General features: G+C 44.4%; 14 protein-coding genes. 10 read left to right on the top strand and 4 right to left on the bottom strand.

Annotated features, from left to right (window positions below; genetic code table 11):
* Nucleotides 1–12: 12 nt before the first annotated feature.
* The 4 genes from QQL36_RS15135 (at nt 13) to QQL36_RS15150 (ending at nt 4136) form a co-directional block, all read left to right on the top strand.
* Nucleotides 13–1791 (top strand): OmpA family protein, encoded by a 1779-nt coding sequence (locus QQL36_RS15135; RefSeq protein ID WP_321570163.1) that lies wholly within the window; start codon nt 13–15, stop codon nt 1789–1791.
* 6 nt (nt 1792–1797) lie between these two features.
* Nucleotides 1798–2823, top strand: a complete 1026-nt coding sequence (locus QQL36_RS15140; protein WP_321570164.1) for a type IX secretion system membrane protein PorP/SprF — start codon at nt 1798–1800, stop codon at nt 2821–2823.
* 102 nt (nt 2824–2925) lie between these two features.
* On the top strand, nt 2926–3459 hold the full coding sequence (locus QQL36_RS15145; protein WP_321570165.1) for a collagen-like protein: 534 nt from the start codon (nt 2926–2928) through the stop codon (nt 3457–3459).
* 89 nt (nt 3460–3548) lie between these two features.
* Entirely contained in the window at nt 3549–4136 is a 588-nt protein-coding gene (locus tag QQL36_RS15150; RefSeq protein WP_083720448.1) for a sigma-70 family RNA polymerase sigma factor, read from the top strand.
* A 6-nt stretch (nt 4137–4142) separates the two neighbouring features.
* Here QQL36_RS15150 and QQL36_RS15155 read toward each other — a convergent pair whose 3' ends face one another.
* Entirely contained in the window at nt 4143–6260 is a 2118-nt protein-coding gene (locus QQL36_RS15155; RefSeq protein WP_321570166.1) for a tetratricopeptide repeat-containing sensor histidine kinase, read from the bottom strand.
* A gap of 263 nt (nt 6261–6523) precedes the next feature.
* Entirely contained in the window at nt 6524–7381 is an 858-nt protein-coding gene (locus QQL36_RS15160) for a flagellar motor protein MotB (RefSeq protein WP_083720443.1), read from the bottom strand.
* A gap of 225 nt (nt 7382–7606) precedes the next feature.
* Between QQL36_RS15160 and QQL36_RS15165 the strand changes: the two genes are divergently transcribed.
* The 3 genes from QQL36_RS15165 (at nt 7607) to QQL36_RS15175 (ending at nt 14031) form a co-directional block, all read left to right on the top strand.
* Nucleotides 7607–8998, top strand: coding sequence for an alpha-L-fucosidase (locus QQL36_RS15165; protein ID WP_321570167.1), 1392 nt, complete (start codon nt 7607–7609; stop codon nt 8996–8998).
* A gap of 307 nt (nt 8999–9305) precedes the next feature.
* Entirely contained in the window at nt 9306–12548 is a 3243-nt protein-coding gene (locus tag QQL36_RS15170; RefSeq protein ID WP_321570168.1) for a TonB-dependent receptor, read from the top strand.
* 16 nt (nt 12549–12564) lie between these two features.
* Nucleotides 12565–14031: a RagB/SusD family nutrient uptake outer membrane protein gene (locus QQL36_RS15175; RefSeq protein WP_083720802.1), complete on the top strand. Its 1467-nt coding sequence runs from the start codon at nt 12565–12567 to the stop codon at nt 14029–14031.
* A gap of 188 nt (nt 14032–14219) precedes the next feature.
* Here QQL36_RS15175 and QQL36_RS15180 read toward each other — a convergent pair whose 3' ends face one another.
* Complete coding sequence (locus QQL36_RS15180) at nt 14220–15098, bottom strand: FecR family protein (protein ID WP_083720439.1); 879 nt, start codon at nt 15096–15098, stop codon at nt 14220–14222.
* 2 nt (nt 15099–15100) lie between these two features.
* Complete coding sequence (locus tag QQL36_RS15185; RefSeq protein WP_321570169.1) at nt 15101–15673, bottom strand: RNA polymerase sigma-70 factor; 573 nt, start codon at nt 15671–15673, stop codon at nt 15101–15103.
* A gap of 264 nt (nt 15674–15937) precedes the next feature.
* Between QQL36_RS15185 and QQL36_RS15190 the strand changes: the two genes are divergently transcribed.
* The 3 genes from QQL36_RS15190 to QQL36_RS15200 are packed head-to-tail and all read left to right on the top strand — an operon-like array spanning nt 15938 to nt 18151.
* On the top strand, nt 15938–16375 hold the full coding sequence (locus QQL36_RS15190; RefSeq protein ID WP_083720437.1) for a hypothetical protein: 438 nt from the start codon (nt 15938–15940) through the stop codon (nt 16373–16375).
* Between the two features lie 53 nt (nt 16376–16428).
* Nucleotides 16429–17493 carry an acyltransferase family protein gene (locus QQL36_RS15195; protein WP_083720436.1) on the top strand — a complete coding sequence of 355 codons (1065 nt, stop codon included), beginning with the start codon at nt 16429–16431 and terminating at the stop codon, nt 17491–17493.
* Between the two features lie 43 nt (nt 17494–17536).
* On the top strand, nt 17537–18151 hold the full coding sequence (locus QQL36_RS15200) for an RNA polymerase sigma factor (RefSeq protein ID WP_083720435.1): 615 nt from the start codon (nt 17537–17539) through the stop codon (nt 18149–18151).
* Nucleotides 18152–18190: the final 39 nt, after the last annotated feature.

The following is an 18190-nucleotide window of genomic DNA, read 5'->3' on the forward strand; positions in this document are numbered from 1 at the left end:
TAATAAAGAACCATGAAAAAGATCTTCTTCACAGCAGCACTGTTAGGTGCAGTAATGGCAGGCAAAGCCCAGTTTGCTTACAATTACCTCAAGGCTGCTGACTATTATTTCAGGAACGCGGACTACAATTCTGCTGCACAGTATTATGAAAAATATCTGGCAGGCAACCGTTCCATCGTCAGCAATGCCGTTTATAAACCCTACAATACTCAACAGGTAGCCAGCAAAAAGCAGGTATCTGTAAGCTCTGAACACCAGGCCATCTATAAGCTGGCAGAGAGCTATCGCTTACTGCATGATTATAGCAAAGCAGTGCCCTGGTATGCAGAGGCATTGGAGTTTGAAAAAACAGAATATCCATTAGCGCCGTATTATTATGCGGTATCACTGCGTGCACTGAGCCGGTATGATCTGGCAGAAAAAGCATTCGCTTATTTCCTCGATACTTATCAGACAGATGATAAATACCGTGATGATGCAAAGCGTGAACAACAGAACCTTCACTTCATCATTATACAACTCGCGCGTCCTGATCTTTCTCTATACACTGTAGAGAAGGGCAATACCAACCTGAATCCTGAAGGTGCCAACTATGCCCCTTTATGGATGGGTGATACATTGCTGTTATTCACATCTACCAGACCTGATAATGGTGCTCCAAAGAATCACGTGTTTACCAACAGGGTATATGGTGCAAAGTTCAGTGGCGAAGTACCAGACAGTATTTCCAAACTGGCATTGGCTCAACCCAAAAGTGAAGAGCAGGGCGTGATCACTATTACACCTGATGGCAATACCATGTTTCTGACCCGCTGGGTGAAAAATAAGAAAGCAGCGATCTATAGCAGTCATAAAAATGGTGATACCTGGGCAGAACCCGTATTGCTGGATTCTATCGTGAATGCCACAGGTTTTAGTGCACAACAACCATTTGTCACTGCCGATGGAAAGCGCTTATTATATGCCAGTGACAGACCGGGGGGTGAAGGAGGATTGGATATATGGGAAGCGCAACTGAATGGAGACGGTACCCCCTTCTTTACAAAGAACTTAGGCCCTGTGGTGAATACCGCCTCCAATGAACAGGCTCCTTATTACCATAGTCCTTCCGGTTTATTGGTCTTCTCTACAGATGGAAGAATAGGTATGGGAGGATATGATTTCTTCTATACAAAGGATAGTGCAGGTGGTTATACCACACCGGTGAATTTCGGTTATCCTGTAAACTCGGTGAAGGATGATATCTACTTTACCAGCAAGGGTAGTAAAGACAATATCCTGGAATCAGTTTGGATGTCATCTGATCGTTCTGCCAGCTGTTGCTTAGAGTTGTTTACGTTGAAGAAGAACGTACCGCCACTACCACCGCCACCACCACCGCCACCACCACCAATAACTGAAACACCTGTAGCTGTAGCGCCTCCGCCAGCTGAGGTACCTGTTGTACTGGACAATGTATACTACGATTTCAATCAATCATATCTGCAACCTGCATCTTTCCCTTCATTGGATAAACTGGTTGCCATGCTACAGGCGCATCCTGAAGTGAAGATAGAACTGAGTGCGCATACAGATAGCAAAGGTTCCAATGAACTGAATGAGAAACTGTCTGAAGCACGTGCAAAGAGTTGTGTGGATTACCTCGTGAGCAAAGGTGTGTCAGCAGAACGTCTTACCTGGAAGGGATATGCGGCTACCATGCCGATAGCGCCTAATACCAATACAGATGGATCGGATAATCCTGAAGGAAGGGCCAGGAACAGAAGGACGGAATTCAAAGTGATTAAATAGTAAACTATGAAAAGATTACCCCTGCGGTTGTTGCTGCTGGCCTGGTCCGCCAGCAGCTATGCACAGCAACAACCGCACTACACCCAGTACATTCTCAACACGTTTATCATCAACCCTGCTATGGCAGGGATTGAGAACTACTGGGATGTAAAGGCGAGCCATCGCCATCAGTGGGCAGGATTGAACGGTGCCCCGGTTACTTCTTATCTCACTGTGCATGGACCATTACGTAAGAGTGATTATTCTGAAGCGAGTATCACAGGGTTGACGCCTCCCGGCGAGAATCCAAGGGGCAGAGCTTACTGGCAACAGTATACTACACCGCCTGCGCATGCAGGTGTAGGGATGACGATCCTGAATGATAAAACGGGTCCGCTGAACCGGTTTTCCATCACAGGTACTTATGCACATCATATTCCTATTTCACCACGTACGAGTGTGAGTGCAGGGATTTCAGTGGGAGTGCAGCAGATGTCGCTGGATGCATCGAAGCTGGATTTTGAGCAGGCGGGAGATCCGGTGGTGGCAGCGAGCACACAGTTGAACAAGTGGCGGCCCGAAGTGAATGCAGGATTGATGCTCTACAGCAGTAGCTATTATATCAGTGCAGCGGTACAGAACATCATTCCGCAGCAGATCGCATATGACAATGGAAAAGTAGTGGGTGATTCTTTGTACAGAGGTAAACTGGTACCGCATTTATTTTTCTCAGGAGGGTATCGTGCATTTATCAATGAGGATATCAGTGTATTGCCTTCCGTGATGGTGAGGATGATTACGGCAGCACCTGTCAGCTTTGATCTGAATACTAAGTTTCAGTATCGCGACAGGATGTGGTTAGGAGCTTCTTACCGCATTTCTGATGGGTTTGCAGCCATGTTTGGTGTGAATATCAATTCGACAATCAATATCGGGTACTCCTATGATTATACCACCTCATCATTGAATACCGTGAGTAAGGGATCGCATGAGATATTGATTGGTTTCTTAATAGGCAATAGATATGGTGATCTATGCCCGCGTAACTTCTAGTTCATTATAACCCACGTTTGCAAAGCGAACGTCAATATACAAGATGGAGATAAAAAAGATTAAAATCAATTCTATCAAAAACAAACAATCAAAATTTAATTTATGAAAAAGGTTTTCGGTTATTTATTCGTGGCATGTATGTTCTCCCTTACCCTTGGAATGACTTCTTGTAAAAAAGGTGATGCGGGTCCTGCAGGTCCACAGGGTGAAAAAGGCGATTCAGGTGTGGCTGGTAATGCTGGTATCATTTACTCTGACTGGGAGGATGCAACATTCACTTTGGCATCTGACGATGCCACTTACTTTGTAGATGTAGATGCTCCAAAAATCACAGCAGACATACTGAATAGTGGTGATGTAAAAGTATATACTCAATACTATACAAGCAGCGGCCAGCTGGTGGTAATGCCATTGCCTTACTTCGATGGCAGCTATATTATCAACGTATCAATCTTTACAGGTGGCTTTGAAATCTACAGCAATTCTGATTTCAGCACTTATACCGACGATAGTGGAAACAAGGCTTTCCAATACAGATATGTGATCATTCCAGGTGGCGAAGCTGCTGCGCGTAAAGCAGGCATCGACTGGAATAATTACGAACAGGTAAAAGCATACCTGCATCTGAAGAACTAGTTTACTAATGACCATCTCCATCAAAACCACAAGTAACAGGGCTGCTTTATCGAGAGCGGCCAATTTTTTCAACATCTAATAATCATACCATGAAAAGATATAGTGAATTGACAGATGAAGAATTAATAAAACTCTACAGATCGGGAGACGATAGTGCTTTCTCGGTACTGGTGTACAGACACAAAAACAGGATCTTTACAACCATCATGCTGTTAGTAAAGGACCGGCACCTGGCGGAAGATATCTTCCAGGATGTGTTTATCAAAATCATTAATGCACTCAACGAAGGGCATTATCTGGACAATAGTCGTTTTATAGCCTGGGCAGTGAGAATCGCCCACAACTGTTGTATCAGCCATTTCCGGAAGAAGAATGCGCGGCCGGCCTTTGCACTTATCTACAATGATGACATTACCAGTGGCGATAGCCGTATAGACATCAGCCAGGAGCAATGCATTATCATCAAAGAAACCAATACCGCCGTGCAGGCATTAATGGATCGCCTGCCAGAAACACAGCGGGAAGCACTGATACTGCGATACTATGCAGATCTGAGTTTTAAAGAGATTGCGCAAACCGTCAACGTGGGGATCAACACCGCCCTGGGCAGGGTTCGGTATGCCATCATCAACATGCGGAAACTGATGGAGCGTGAGGCACTGGAAGCCGTATTATAACCAACATTATACGTTCAGACGCGCACCTTTGACAGCAGGTTGCTTACTAGGCTCACAGGGGAGCTCTACATAAAAGGTTGTTTCCTTACCTGGTATACTCTCAAACCACAGATGGCCATTGTGCATTTCTGCAATTTTTCTGGAGATGGATAACCCCAGTCCAAAGGACTGTTCACCGGCTGTACCCGGTCTTCCCGCAGAAGTGTGCATCTCAAAGATCTTTTCCTTTAATTCCGGCGGAATACCAATGCCTTTATCCTTGATCATAATGGTAAAGGTATTGTCTGTCCGGGTAGCACTGATACTGATCACGGATCTTTCATTACTGAACTTGATGGCATTGTCGATCAGGTTGGTGAAGAGCTGCCAGATCTTATCCCTGTCAAGATAGGCCATGCCTGCGGGCACGCGGCCTACCCTGATGCGTTGTCTTTTCTGTTGTGCTTTGAACTGTAGCAGATCGATACATTCCATCAGGACGAGGGGGAGGTCTGTCAGTTCTGATCTCAGATCAGCCAGTTGTCCTTTGTTTTTATTTTCGAGTAGTTGATTGATGATTTCAAATGCCTGGTTGCCTGCTTGGGCGATCATCTGGTACATGGCTTTGCGCTGTGCCGGATCGAACTCCTCGCCATCCAATAGCAGGCCGGCGATAGCGCCGATATTGCCCACAGGGTTTTTCAGGTCATGAATAATGACTTTGAGCAGTGCGGCATTTTCCTGATCCCTGCTTTCCAGGTTACGCAGGGCAGTGGTAAGCCTGGCATTCTGAATACCCACTAGTTGCAGATTTTGCTTGGATCGAAGCCACATTTTCCAGATCAGGAAGGCGATGGCAATCACTGATGCGAGGAAGAGTGTGGTGATGACTAACAGGATGGTCTTAAGCCGGTCGTCATTTTTGAGTGAAATAATTTCCTGCTGACGGGCTACGTTGTCAAACTCTCTGCTGATGTCTGCTTCGTGAATTTTCCGGTTACGGTTATCCAGCGAGTCTTTGATGTAGGTATATTCTTTCAGGAAAGCGTATGCCTTGTCAGGTTGATTAGTTTTTGCAAACCAGGTTTCTTCCGCTTTGAGCCATCTGAGGCGCAGTTCTCTGTCAGGTAGTGCGATAGTATCCATTGCCGATTTTATCTTACTCAACACCTTATATGCCTCCGGCATCCGGTTGGTATTGATGTAGAGATTCGCGAGGCGAAGCAGCGTGTAGTAAGCGTCGTCATTGGCATAACCAGGCTGATTGTTGATACAGATGCTTTCAAGAAGCAGGGGTTCAACACTGGCGGTGTCTCCTTTCTTTAGGTACATGAAAGACTGGTTGCCGTATATAATACCTTTTGCCGTCGCGATATAGCGCTTCTCATTGGCGGCAATACTGAACCTGCCTTCGTTTTCACTGATATAACTGAGGGCTTTCTGGAAATAGAGACTGGCACTGTCATAGTTGCCGGCACGGTCAAAGGAAAGCGCGGTATTGTCGATATTCTCCTGGATAAAGGAAAAGGCTGGGAAATCCTGCTCACCACAAATGAGGCGAAGGTGTGTGGCGGTTTTGAAATACTTAGCAGCTTCTGAATATTTCTCCTGCCTGTAGCAGATCATGCCTAGCTGATTGTAATAGTCAGCTAGGAAAGCAGTGTCATGAGTGGTTTCACCTATTTGTTTTGCCTTGTAATAGTATTCGAAAGCTTCGGTCAGCCGTTTTTGTGCTACCAGCACATCCCCTTTATTCAAAAGTGCGTTGACATATGACTTTGTATACTTTTTATTGTCCTTGAGATCTTTCATTACGTACAGCATACTGTCGCAATAGATCAGGCTTTTTGAGTAGTCTTTGTCGTAATAGTAGCCTCTTTTGAACAGGTATTTACGGTATAAATCACCCGGACCCGCATGTTGAAAACGTGCGTATACAGAATCCAGGTAGCGCAATTCTTTTTCCCTGTCCGGATCTGTACCCAAGCTGTCGGCATGGCGGATGACAGCTTCGAAAAATTTAGGGTGATCAACATTGTCCTGTTGACCGGGGTTACAGGCAATACACGCTGAAAGCATGTACACAAACAACACATACCAGAACACTCGCCAAAGGGATAATTCTTTTGTACTAAAAATAAACATTACATCTTATAACGTTAATAATAGCTAAACTATTTTTTAGCAAAACATTTTGTAACAGGTACTGGTTATTGCCCACCGTAGTGTAAGGTAAAGCGTTTTTTGCAGGATGTATAACGGGGGGTGAAAAATTACATGTAAGTGGTATAGTAATATAAGGATACTTTTTCAAGTAGTAGGGATTTTTAATGCGATTAGATTTCAGGCGATCAATGTTATTGGAGTAGAAAAACTGAGGACCACTTTCGTGATCCTCAGCCATCAATTTATTGCTTCTTTTCTAACAACTTGAAGAACTGATCCAGTTGCGGCAGGATCACAATCCTTGTTCTACGGTTGGCAGCTCGTCCTTCCGGTGTATCATTGTTAGCTACTGGAACATATTCACTACGTCCGGCAGCAGTGATACGTGCTGGATTGATTGCGTAATCGTTTTGTAAAACACGGGTTACAGCAGTCGCTCTCTTCACACTCAGATCCCAGTTGTCCAGCAGTACGCCTTTCTTGTATGGGTTGGTATCAGTATGACCTTCTACGAGGAACTCGATGTTTGGCTGATTATTCAGCACTTTGGCCACTTTACCCAATACTTCTTTTGCACGTGCAGTGATGTCATAGCTACCACTTTCAAACAGCAGTTTGTCAGAGATGTCTATGTAAACCACACCCTTATCAACTTTAATGTTGATGTCCTGGTCATTCAGATCGCCGATAGCCCCTTTCAGGTTCATAACCAATGCCATGTTGAGGGAGTCCTTCTTAGCAATCGCTGACTGCAGGTCCTGGATGTAGGCATCTTTTGCGCCAATATTATCCAATGATTTCTTGATGCTTTCAGCCTGTGAATTACTGATCACAGACAGGTTTTTCAGCTGATCAAGCAGTTCGTTGTTGTTCTTTTTCAGCCCTTCTGTACGTTCGTCTGTGATATTCCTGCGATGTTCAAAAGCAGCAGTGGAATCACGAAGACTACGCTGGCAATCCTGTAATTGTCCCTGCAGTGCAGTATATTTCTCACTCAGAGAAACATAGCGGGCCTCCGAAGCCTTGTACTTCTTTGTACCTACACAGGAAAACAATAATACAGGCAACGATACTGCCAACAATATGATCCTTAGTTTCATATAAATTTTATTTTAATTAAATGACTCTCAACTTTGGTACCTGCACACTGGTAATATTCCAAAACCTTGCCACAATCCTTTTTGGCGGGGTGAACTATACCTGTAAATTTGTTAAAATGATGAGATTGATGGCAATTTCACCAATCATGGTATTAGTTTATCAGGGTAGGTACAGTGCGCAATGCTTATATTATATTGGTCTTCTTAACCACGTATAGGTCTCATATGAAGCAACAATTCTTTTCCCGCTTACTGGCAGGGGTACTGTGTTTGTCACCAGCCATTTTAAGCGCACAATCAAAATCGTTATCCACACTACAGCAACAATTTGTTGATCTGCGGTTCGGTATGTTCATCCACTTCAACATTCCTACTTTCATGGATCAGGACTGGCCTGACCCTGAAACGCCTGCTACTGCTTTCAATCCGACTAAACTGGATTGTAACCAGTGGGCTACAACTGCCAAAGCCGCGAATATGTCTTATGGTTGCCTGACTACAAAACACCATAGTGGTTTCTGTATATGGGATACAAAGACAACGGATTACAATGTTATGAATAGTCCGCTGAAGCGTGACGTCGTAAAGGAATATGTAACCGCATTCAGGGCAAAAGGATTGAAAGTGATGTTGTACTATTCCATTTTAGATACACATCATAAATTGCGTCCCCACGGCATTACACGTCAGGATATTGAAATGATCAAAGCGCAACTCACAGAATTACTCACCAATTACGGAGAGATCACAGCTTTGATTATAGATGGATGGGATGCACCGTGGTCACGCATATCTTACGAAGATGTACCGTTTGATGATATCTACCATCTGGTAAAGACACTGCAACCAAACTGTCTGCTCATGGACCTGAATGCAGCGAAATATCCGACAGATGCACTGTTCTACACAGATATCAAATCTTATGAGCAGGGTGCCGGTCAGCACATCTCAAAAGAAAGTAATCAACTGCCTGCATTGTCCTGTTTGCCAATTAATCAGAACTGGTTCTGGAAAAAAAGTTTCCCAACTACACCCGTGAAAGATCCTGTAAAATTGGTCAATGATAACCTGGTTCAATTGAATAAAGCATGGTGTAACTTCATCCTGAATGTAGCACCTAACCGTGAAGGGTTGATTGATGATAATGCAGTTGCTGCATTGACACAGATGGGAAAGATGTGGAAACCGGCAGGTCCGTTACCTGCTTTACCAAAAGGTGCAGCACCCATTACTGCACAAAACTTTGCGAAGTTCCAGTACAGTAATTCCAGCTGGAGTGATGATATGAATATCATGGACTTTGCAAATGATGATAACTTCCTTACCAGCTGGCAGTCAAATGCTGAGGTGAAACAACCTTGGTATGAAGTGGATTTTGACAGAGAGAAGGATTTTAATATGGTGACGATTGTAGAAGATGGCGACCATATTAAGAAGTACCAGTTGGAATATAACGATGGTGGTGTATGGAAACCCTTACCAGCAGGTGTGCAACAGGGGCGTGTGAGAATACACAGATTTGATGCTGTAAGAGGTGGAAAAGTCAGAATAAAAATTGAAGAAAGTAGCGCGCCCCCTGCAATAGCAGAATTGGGTGTGTATGATGAAAGGAAATAAATAATTCTTCCTTTTAAAATAAAAATCCCCCAAACTAAAAAGCTTTTTCCTTCGGCAAAAGCTTTTTAGTTTGGGGGATTTCGATTATCTCCACCTTCCGTTAAAAAAAACATAAAAATAATTACCTACTAATTTAGTGGACTTTGTATATTTGCCCCCGATTCGCTACTACTGCCACCAACTGTAGTACTATGTACCCGCTGCTACCACCAATAGTAGTACTCCCTTTTATTCTTACAATTTAACTGCTGCTATCGCCAACTATAGCAGTCACCATGCTTTTTACTTAATTAAACCGACTTCGAGAATGGAAAAACAAGGAAGGCGCGTAATGGCTCTGCTATTGCCATTCATGTGCTGTGTATTAATCCTGCTTAGCTGCTTACAATCCTTTGCAGCAACGATTCCTATTACAGGTAAAGTGACAGATGAAAAAGGACAACCACTACCAGGTGTAAGCGTGCAGCTCAAAGGCACCGGCACAGGGGTTTCTACCGGTACGGACGGTACTTTCTCTATCAATGTACCTGACCAGTATGCAGTACTGGTATTCTCCTATGTAGGCTATGGCAAACAGGAAGTGCCTGTAGGTGGTCAGAAACATCTTACCGTAAAACTCGCTTCTTCAGAAAGTGCATTGAGCGAAGTGGTGGTAGTAGGTTATGGTACCCAGCAAAAAGGAAACATCTTAGGTGCAGTGACGACCATGCCCGTGGGCAACCTGATCGAAAAACCCTTGGGTAGAGCAGAACAGGCACTGATAGGACAAATGCCCGGTGTACAGGTAAAACAACAGACAGGTATGCCCGGTCAGGGTCTGAGCATCACGATACGTGGTAGCGGATCTGTAACTGCCGGTACTGAACCACTCTATGTAGTAGATGGGTTCCCGCTGGATGTAGTAAGCAATAATGGCTCCGGTGGTTTTACCGCCAGTCCGCTCAATAACCTGAATCCAAATGATATTGAAAGTATACAGGTGTTGAAAGACGCTGCTGCCGGTGCCATTTATGGTTCCCGCGCAGCCAATGGTGTTGTGATCATCACCACTAAAAGAGGGCAGTCAGGTAAAGCAAAGATCGCTTTCAATGCAACAACCGGTTTAAGTAAAATAAATCGTAAGACAGATGTACTGAGTGCTGATGAGTGGGTGAAGATGGCGACAGAAGTAGCGAATACCAACTGGGTAGCATCCGGCTCCGGCAGAAGTGCGACACAGACAAATGCAGAACGTGCTTCTATCTTAGGTCTGGCAAGTGGTGTCGTGAACACTTCGTATATGACAGATGATCGTTGGGCAGAACCTGGTCATCCCGGTTTGACATATATTGACTGGCAGGATGAGATATTCAGAACGGCGCCTTTTGGCAATTACGAAGTATCTGCCAGTGGTGGTACTGACAATGTGCATTACTTTATCTCCGGTAATTACCTGGATCAGGATGGTACCGTGATCAATTCTTCTTTCAAGAATTACGGTGCCAGAGCGAATGTGGAAGCAAACGTAGGCAAGCATGTAAAAGTAGGGCTGAACCTCGCGCCAAGCTATTCAGAAAACCATGCACCTGATGCAGAAGGTAAGGACAATCAGGTAATGAAAGCCCTGCAAATGGTACCGGTTGTAGAATCTACTGCTGGTAATATGACAGGCGCCGGTGGCCTTTCTACCTACACCTGGGCAAGTGCAAAACTGATCAGCCCTTATGCTTACCTGAAAAAAGTGACCAGTCTTGTAAAGACAACCCGTCTGCTGGGATCTATGTATGGCCAGTATGAAATCATCCCCGGTTTGGTACTGAAGTCTACCATCAACCTGGACCAGATGAATCTTACTACCAAAAGATATATTCCTGATGATGTGGTGGTAGGTGCTGCCACAGAACTGGTAACCAATCCGGGTAAGAATGCTTCTGGTTCCTACGGTGGTTACCTTAAACAAAACTTCATCAATGAAAATACCCTGACTTATTCCAAAACCATCGCAGGTAAACACAATATCTCTGCAGTATTGGGTGAATCATACAATAAGGTACACTACGAAACCTTTACCATTGCCACAGCAGGTGGCTTTGCCAACGATATTATACAAACACTGAACAATGCCATTCCCAATAGTTCAGGGGTGACGACTACCGGCTCTACTACCGAAACCAACAACGTGCTGTACTCATGGTTTGGCAGGGTACAATATGACTATGCAGGTAAATACCTGGTGACAGCCAGTTTGAGAAAAGATGCTTCTTCCCGTTTTGGTGCTGACAGCCGTTGGGGTACATTCCCTTCTGCCAGCATCGGATGGCGTTTGTCTGAAGAGCCTTTCCTGAAAAGCGTGAGCTTTATCAATGACCTGAAAGTGCGTGTAAGCTGGGGTAAATCTGGTAATAACAACATTGGTGATTATGGTTCTATTCCAACGCTCACCAGTGCCACTTACAGCTTTGGCGGTAACAGCGCTACAGCCGCTACCGGACAGGTCGTATCAGGTCTGGCAAATCCTAACCTGAAATGGGAAACTTCTTCTACCTGGAACGCAGGTATTGATGGTAGTTTCCTGCGCAGCCGTTTGAATGTGATCGTGGATGTATACAGAAAGAAAAATACGGATCTGCTGCTGAACCTTCCTGTAGTAGGTGCGAGTGGCTTTACAACCAGTCTGCAGAACATTGGCGCCGTGCAGAACCAGGGGCTTGAAATTGGTGTGAACAGTGTGAACGTTCGGCTGAAAAAATTTGAATGGTCTACCAATGCAAACATCGCATTCAACCAGAACAAAGTATTGGAACTGGGTGCTGATGGTGAACCAATTGAAATATCTTCTGCTTACAGTGGTAGTAATGCACCATACCTGTTGAAAAAAGGTTTACCACTGTTCAGCTATTATGTAACGAAAGTAAATGGTCTGCTCACACAGGCGGATATCGATAATTCCAGTGTAGCAAGGGTATCCAAAGAGAGAGTAGGAGATGCGAAGTATTATGATGCGAATGGCGATGGTGCTATCACTTCTGCTGACAGGGTGGTATATGGCCAGCCAAATCCTAAATATACTTGGGGACTCACCAATACATTCAAGTACAAAGATTTTGATCTGGGTGTAACGATCTATGGTCAGCATGGTGGTTCAATCCTTTCTTACCTGGGTAGGGCAATCGATTTTTCAGGTAGTACAACAGCGAATACTTTGGGTGTATGGAGAGACCGGTATACAGATGATAACCAAAACTTCAGCGCACCACGTGGTAAAGCAGCATCTACTTATACCGTACCTAACGTAACATCAGACTGGATCTACAGCACTGACTTCTGGCGTATTCAGAACATCACTTTAGGATATAACCTGAAACACATTCTCAGAACAAGTGCCATCAGCAGTGCGCGTATCACCGCTTCTTTACAGAACTGGTTTGGCCATGATAAATACAAAGGTGGTGCAAACCCTGAAGCACAGAATACCAATACCAGTGGTAATACCAGCTATTCACTGCCAGGAGATTATGGCGCAGTGCCTTTGAGCAAATCTGCGGTTATTGGTTTGAATGTCACCTTCTAATTTAAAAAGTAAAACAATGAGATCAGGATATATGTTTCTATTGGGTCTGCTATTCGCTTCCTGCTCTAAGCAGCTGGATCAGACACCGGTATCCAGTACAACAACGACTAATTTTTATTCAACACAGAACGATTTTGTGCAGGCAGTGAATGGTGTGTATTCAGGGTTAAAGAACTATCCATCTATGGCCCTGTGGCTGGGTGAGATGCGTAGTGATAATATAAACGCTATCTCTGATGGTAACCGTGACTGGCAGGGAATCAATGATATGTCACCTGATATTACAGCGGTTACATTCATCACGAATGCCTGGCAGAATAATTACAATGCCATCTACAATGCAAACAGTACACTGGCTGCATTCGAAACAAAAGGCAGTGTAGTAACAGATACGACGCTGCGTGCACGACTGATTGCTGAGTGCCATTACCTGAGAGCATTCTACTACTTCGAACTGGTGAAGTTATTTGGCAAAGTACCTTTGATCACCACAGCCATGACTTCTTCAGAAGCGGCTACTGTACCCAGAACAGATGTATCACAGGTATACGATACTATTATCGCTGACCTGACTTATGCAGGGGCGCATCTACCTACCAGCTATACCAGTTCAAATGTGGGCAGAGCGACCTCCTATGCTGCCAAAGGTTTACTGGGACAGGTATATCTCACCCGTTCAGGTCCTGACTATGGTATCAACGGACCTGGTTTAAACAGTGGTGAATATGATAAGGCGCTGGCATTGTTCAATGAAATCATCAATAGTGGTGCTTATTCATTTTTGAGTAGCTACTCCGATATCTTCTCTTATACCAACGAGAATAATGCAGAAGTGATCTTTGATGTACAGTTTATGAGTAGCTCCAATGGCGCGGGTTTCCCAAGTTACCTCGTACCGGTTGCTTACTGGACCAGTTTAGGGTTGTCCAATACTTACGGGAATGGATATGGGGCCAGCAACTTTGCAGTGACCAGCAATCTCAAAACTTCTTATGGCGATACTGATACACGCAAAACCTTCAATATCGCAACGACCTATTCAGCAGGTCCGTTTATCAGGAAGTATATCAATACGGCTTACAAGGGAACCAGTGGTACAGACTGGCCTATTAACTTTATCGTATTGCGTTATACAGATGTGTTGATGATGAAGGCGGAATGTATCTTACATGGTGCTTCCGGCTCACAGGCAGATGTAGATGCAATTGTGAATAAGGTAAGAGAAAGAGCGGGGCTGAGTGACTTGTCAAATGTAACAATTGAGCAATTGATGGAAGAGCGCAGAAAAGAATTCTTAGGTGAAGGCCTGAGATGGAATGACCTGGTGCGTGAAGGTATGGCGGTGACTACGATGAATGCATGGATTGCGGCTGATGCGGTGACGAATGTAGAAACAGTAGTGCCGGCTTATGTGCTTTATCCTGTACCATCGGCGGAGATTTCTGCGAGTGGAGGATTGTATGAGCAAAACACAGGCTATTAAGAATAATCCTACCTGACTATATCAGGAACCCGAATAAAAGGGCCCGTCTCAAAACTTCGAGACAGCCCCCTTTTATTCGGGTACCAGATGGAGAGAATTTTCGTACATGCCATTCTCATGGACTTCCTGTTACTTATTATACATCCCCTTTTTACCTTTATACCATGCTAACAGAACAAGCTGCTATTTTACTGTTCTTCTTCAATAAGGATTTCATCAGCGTTACGATAAGTGTATTTTAGATTTAGCGTAGAGGTGATCACTTCCAGCATATAGTCAAGGGTTTTGTCTTCAAATATGCTGGATAGTCTTAACGCTGCCATGGCAGGATTTTGCAGCACAATTTTTTTATTATATGCCATAGACAGCCTTTCGGTAATACTGCCCAGTGTGTTGTTGTCGAAAGTAAAATGATAGTTTTCAAGCACTAAAGCACCGGCCTTGTAATATGCCATCTGACCGTCCGTAACCACTACAGCTTTATTGTCCTTTTGCATTTTTACTTTGCCTGAACTTACCTTTACCATGATCAGTGAATCACTTTCTGCTACATGAAAGGTGGTGCCCAATACCGTCACCTGCACAGGACCTGCTTTCACTATAAATGGATGTGAGGGGTCATACTTCACATCAAATTCACCACTCCCTTTCAATTGAATAGTACGGTTGATATAGTGGATATTGCCACCTGGAGCTACCTTTGCCACAGAGCCATCCGGTAGTGTTTGCGTTACTGTTTGTTGGGTAGCAGCGATCTCCATGGTAGCAGGTTTACGTAGTTGTAACCATAGCAATGAAACCGCAGTCAGCAAAGTTGCGGCTACTGCCACCCATGGAAGTACACGTATTTTGGTGCGGGGCTTCGTTTGCTGCCATACCTTCTGTAAATCTGGAAGTGAGTAGGGATGTTCACCGGTTATGTGCCACGCATCCCAGCTGGCCTGGAAAAGGCTGGCGTTGTCCGAAAGGCTCCTCTTCCAATCGTCAATCGCCATTGCTTCCTCAGGGAGGGCTTCCCCAGCGAAGTACCTGGACAGGAGCTCGTCGGTGATTTGAATATTTGCCATAATCAGTGGAAGAATTTTTGAATTTCAGTCAATAAACGAAACGAGATCAATAGCCAGAAATACGTTTTGTCTGATAATTTTGTACGTAAAGTATGGAGGGCCTTACCCATGTGAGCTTCAACTGTTTTAACGGAGATATCAAGCTCTTTCGCGATCTCTGGGTAAGTTTTCTCCTCAAATCTGCTTTTATAGAATACTTCCCTGCACTTATCCGGCAATGATTCCATAGCTGACAAAACTTCTTTTTTAAGGGCCCGGACGGATACCTGCTCTTCATTGTTCCAGGTAGCATGTTCCTGCCCGGTGGCAAAGCTTTTATAATGCCGCTGCCGGGTTTGAAGGCTTTTAATCCTGTTCAGGCAGTGATTGTGCGTAGCGGTATAGAGGTAAGCCCGTGCTGACTGCTTAATAGATAACGTTTCCTTTTTCTCCCATAGGTGCATGAATACCTGTTGTACCACGTCTCTCGCTTCCTCATTATCCTTCAGCAAGGTATAGGCATACCGATGCAGATCCTCGAAATACTCGAAGAAGTATTGCTCAATTGTATGGCTATCTGATAATTTTTCTTTCACAAATTCTATTACCCAATGGTCATTTGCGTCTAAAGGTAGACAACTGAATAGAACAAATACCCCTATTTATATAATTTTTCTTCTGGTAGCATCGCCATGGTCCTTTGTCTGAGTTGCTCGTATTTCCAGCTCGTTCATTTTATGGGGTTAATTCGTTAAATTAGGGATAACAAAAGTGTGGATAAATTTAAACCTGTCAGAGCAAGGGCTGTCTAATCCAGAGAGTCGTATTCAAATTCAACCATCATTTTATTCCCCCTTCGTATGCAAAACAACTATTTACTCGTTATGGTGCTATGCCTGTTGGCATTGCAACCCGCTTTAGCCCAGAACATAGGAAATTTAGATCAGCGGGAAGTTGCTATAAACTTTATGGAGTATGTCCAGGATGGAAAACCCGATAAAGCGGCAAAATTACTGGACCAGACCAAAGTAAAATACGACAATCTCCTAAAGTCGAACATGAAAGGTGCGGCAGAAAGTATCCGGGATGTGGCAGAAATGACCATACCTGCTGTAACGGCCATGAAGACAGATAGTACGGTGTTTTTCAGGTGCCGGTATTACGCGCCGAAGGATAAATTCCCGGATTATTACCAGGTGGATATTCAATTTGAAGACGAAAAATCATTGAAAATAACTAAGCTGGTGTTTTATGACAGGGCGACCCTCGTCAAAATGCAAATAGCACAGAAAGAATAAATGAGAAAGGGAATCATTATAATGATTCCCTTTTTTTTTATATTTTTCATTCAATGAAACAGCGCTTACTTTCCCTAGACTTTTTTCGCGGCGTTACCGTAGCCGGAATGATCCTCGTAAACAATCCCGGTGACTGGGCCCATATCTACGCCCCTCTGGAGCACTCAAAATGGAATGGCTGCACGCCTACAGACCTGGTATTCCCGTTCTTCCTCTTTATGGTGGGCGTAGCAGTATCGTTTGCCCTGAGCAGCAGGAGAGAAGACCCTACCCTACATAAATCACTCATCCTCCACATATTTCGCCGTGCGGCCATCATATTTGGCATTGGACTGGCTTTTGGATTAATCCCTAAGTTCGACTTCGCACACGTCCGTATACCGGGTGTATTGGCCAGGATTGCGGTAGTTTACCTCATCATATCATTATTATATCTGAAAACCAGCAGCAAAACCAGGATATGGGTCTGTGGCGGGCTGTTGGTAGGCTATTACCTGCTTATGACCCTTGTGCCTGTACCGGGTGTGGGGTATCCCAATCTGGAACCGGAAACTAACTTAGGTGCCTGGCTGGACAGATTGATCCTCACCCCTGATCATCTCTGGAAGCAATCCCGCACCTGGGACCCAGAAGGACTCTTAAGCACATTACCTGCGATTGGTACTGGTTTATTGGGGATTATGGTGGGTGATTGGGTCAGAAGAAAAGATAAGCCTGAAGCAGATAAGGTCGCCTGGTTATTTACAGCAGGTTTCCTGTCAGTATTGGCAGGGCTGGTATGGGATGGCTTTTTCCCGATCAACAAACAATTGTGGACCAGTTCATTCGTATTATTTACAGCAGGGCTGGCTAGTATGGGATTGGCGCTTTGCTATTGGCTCATAGATGTACAGGGATATAAAAGCATTACACCGCCATTTGTAGCATTTGGCCGGAACGCCATTACGGCATATGTACTGTCCGGACTGGTACCAAGAATACACAGTATACCATCCTCCCTGTTCATGCCATTCTTATCGCCGCTCAATGCCTCACTGGCAGCAGCTATCACATTGGTACTACTCATGCTCATACCCGTTTGGATCATGTACAAGCGAAATATTATCGTGAAGATTTGACCAGTTTTTTGTATTATTAGGCGTCTTCCAAAATCAACTGTCTATGCAATCGGAGAGTCATGTGTTATGGTGGAATGCGTTTAAACAGGGGGACTGGGATGCCTTCACCGCTCTTTATGGAGAGTTCTACGAACTATTGAACAACTACGGCCGTAAGTTTACGCGGGATGAAGACCTCATCCACGATGTAGTGCACGATCTCTTTGTGAGAATATGGACTACCCGCCAGCGACTGGGTCAACCTGTATCTGTAAAAAATTACCTGTACAAAGCATTCCGTTCTACCTTATTCCGTAAGATCCAGTCCCTTTCTAAATTCGTGGAACTGGATGGGGAAGGGACTGGCTTTACTGTCAACTTTATTCCTGATGCATCTTTCCGGCAGGAGGAGCAGGAACTGCGTAAGCAGGTGATAGACCTGGTTAATACCCTCCCTGCCAGACAACAGGAGATCATCTTCCTGCGATTTTATGAAGGCATGTCCTACGAAGAAATCTCCACGATCATGGACATCAATATGAGTTCTACCTATAAATTATTATATAAAGCCCTCGATAACCTGCAAAAGGCCTCCAACAAACAAACCTGGCTGCTTTTATGCGGCCTTTTCTTCCTGCTGAAAAATATTTCAAAAAAAAATCCGGTTTTGGAGGGATAATTTTCAATATGTCATGTATAATACCAATAAACAGGGGAT

This window comes from Chitinophaga sp. LS1 (assembly GCF_034274695.1).
Classification (GTDB): Bacteria; Bacteroidota; Bacteroidia; order Chitinophagales; family Chitinophagaceae; genus Chitinophaga.

Excerpts from the sequence above, each read along its gene's own strand:
- QQL36_RS15135 (WP_321570163.1), top strand. The coding sequence starts at position 13 with ATGAAAAAGATCTTCTTCACAGCAGCACTGTTAGGTGCAGTAATGGCA.
- QQL36_RS15200 (WP_083720435.1), top strand. The coding sequence starts at position 17,537 with ATGCAATCGGAGAGTCATGTGTTATGGTGGAATGCGTTTAAACAGGGG.
- QQL36_RS15195 (WP_083720436.1), top strand. The coding sequence starts at position 16,429 with ATGAAACAGCGCTTACTTTCCCTAGACTTTTTTCGCGGCGTTACCGTA.
- QQL36_RS15150 (WP_083720448.1), top strand. The coding sequence starts at position 3,549 with ATGAAAAGATATAGTGAATTGACAGATGAAGAATTAATAAAACTCTAC.
- QQL36_RS15160 (WP_083720443.1), bottom strand. The coding sequence starts at position 7,381 with ATGAAACTAAGGATCATATTGTTGGCAGTATCGTTGCCTGTATTATTG.
- QQL36_RS15170 (WP_321570168.1), top strand. The coding sequence starts at position 9,306 with ATGGAAAAACAAGGAAGGCGCGTAATGGCTCTGCTATTGCCATTCATG.
- QQL36_RS15165 (WP_321570167.1), top strand. The coding sequence starts at position 7,607 with ATGAAGCAACAATTCTTTTCCCGCTTACTGGCAGGGGTACTGTGTTTG.
- QQL36_RS15180 (WP_083720439.1), bottom strand. The coding sequence starts at position 15,098 with ATGGCAAATATTCAAATCACCGACGAGCTCCTGTCCAGGTACTTCGCT.
- QQL36_RS15140 (WP_321570164.1), top strand. The coding sequence starts at position 1,798 with ATGAAAAGATTACCCCTGCGGTTGTTGCTGCTGGCCTGGTCCGCCAGC.
- QQL36_RS15175 (WP_083720802.1), top strand. The coding sequence starts at position 12,565 with ATGAGATCAGGATATATGTTTCTATTGGGTCTGCTATTCGCTTCCTGC.
- QQL36_RS15145 (WP_321570165.1), top strand. The coding sequence starts at position 2,926 with ATGAAAAAGGTTTTCGGTTATTTATTCGTGGCATGTATGTTCTCCCTT.
- QQL36_RS15155 (WP_321570166.1), bottom strand. The coding sequence starts at position 6,260 with ATGTTTATTTTTAGTACAAAAGAATTATCCCTTTGGCGAGTGTTCTGG.
- QQL36_RS15190 (WP_083720437.1), top strand. The coding sequence starts at position 15,938 with ATGCAAAACAACTATTTACTCGTTATGGTGCTATGCCTGTTGGCATTG.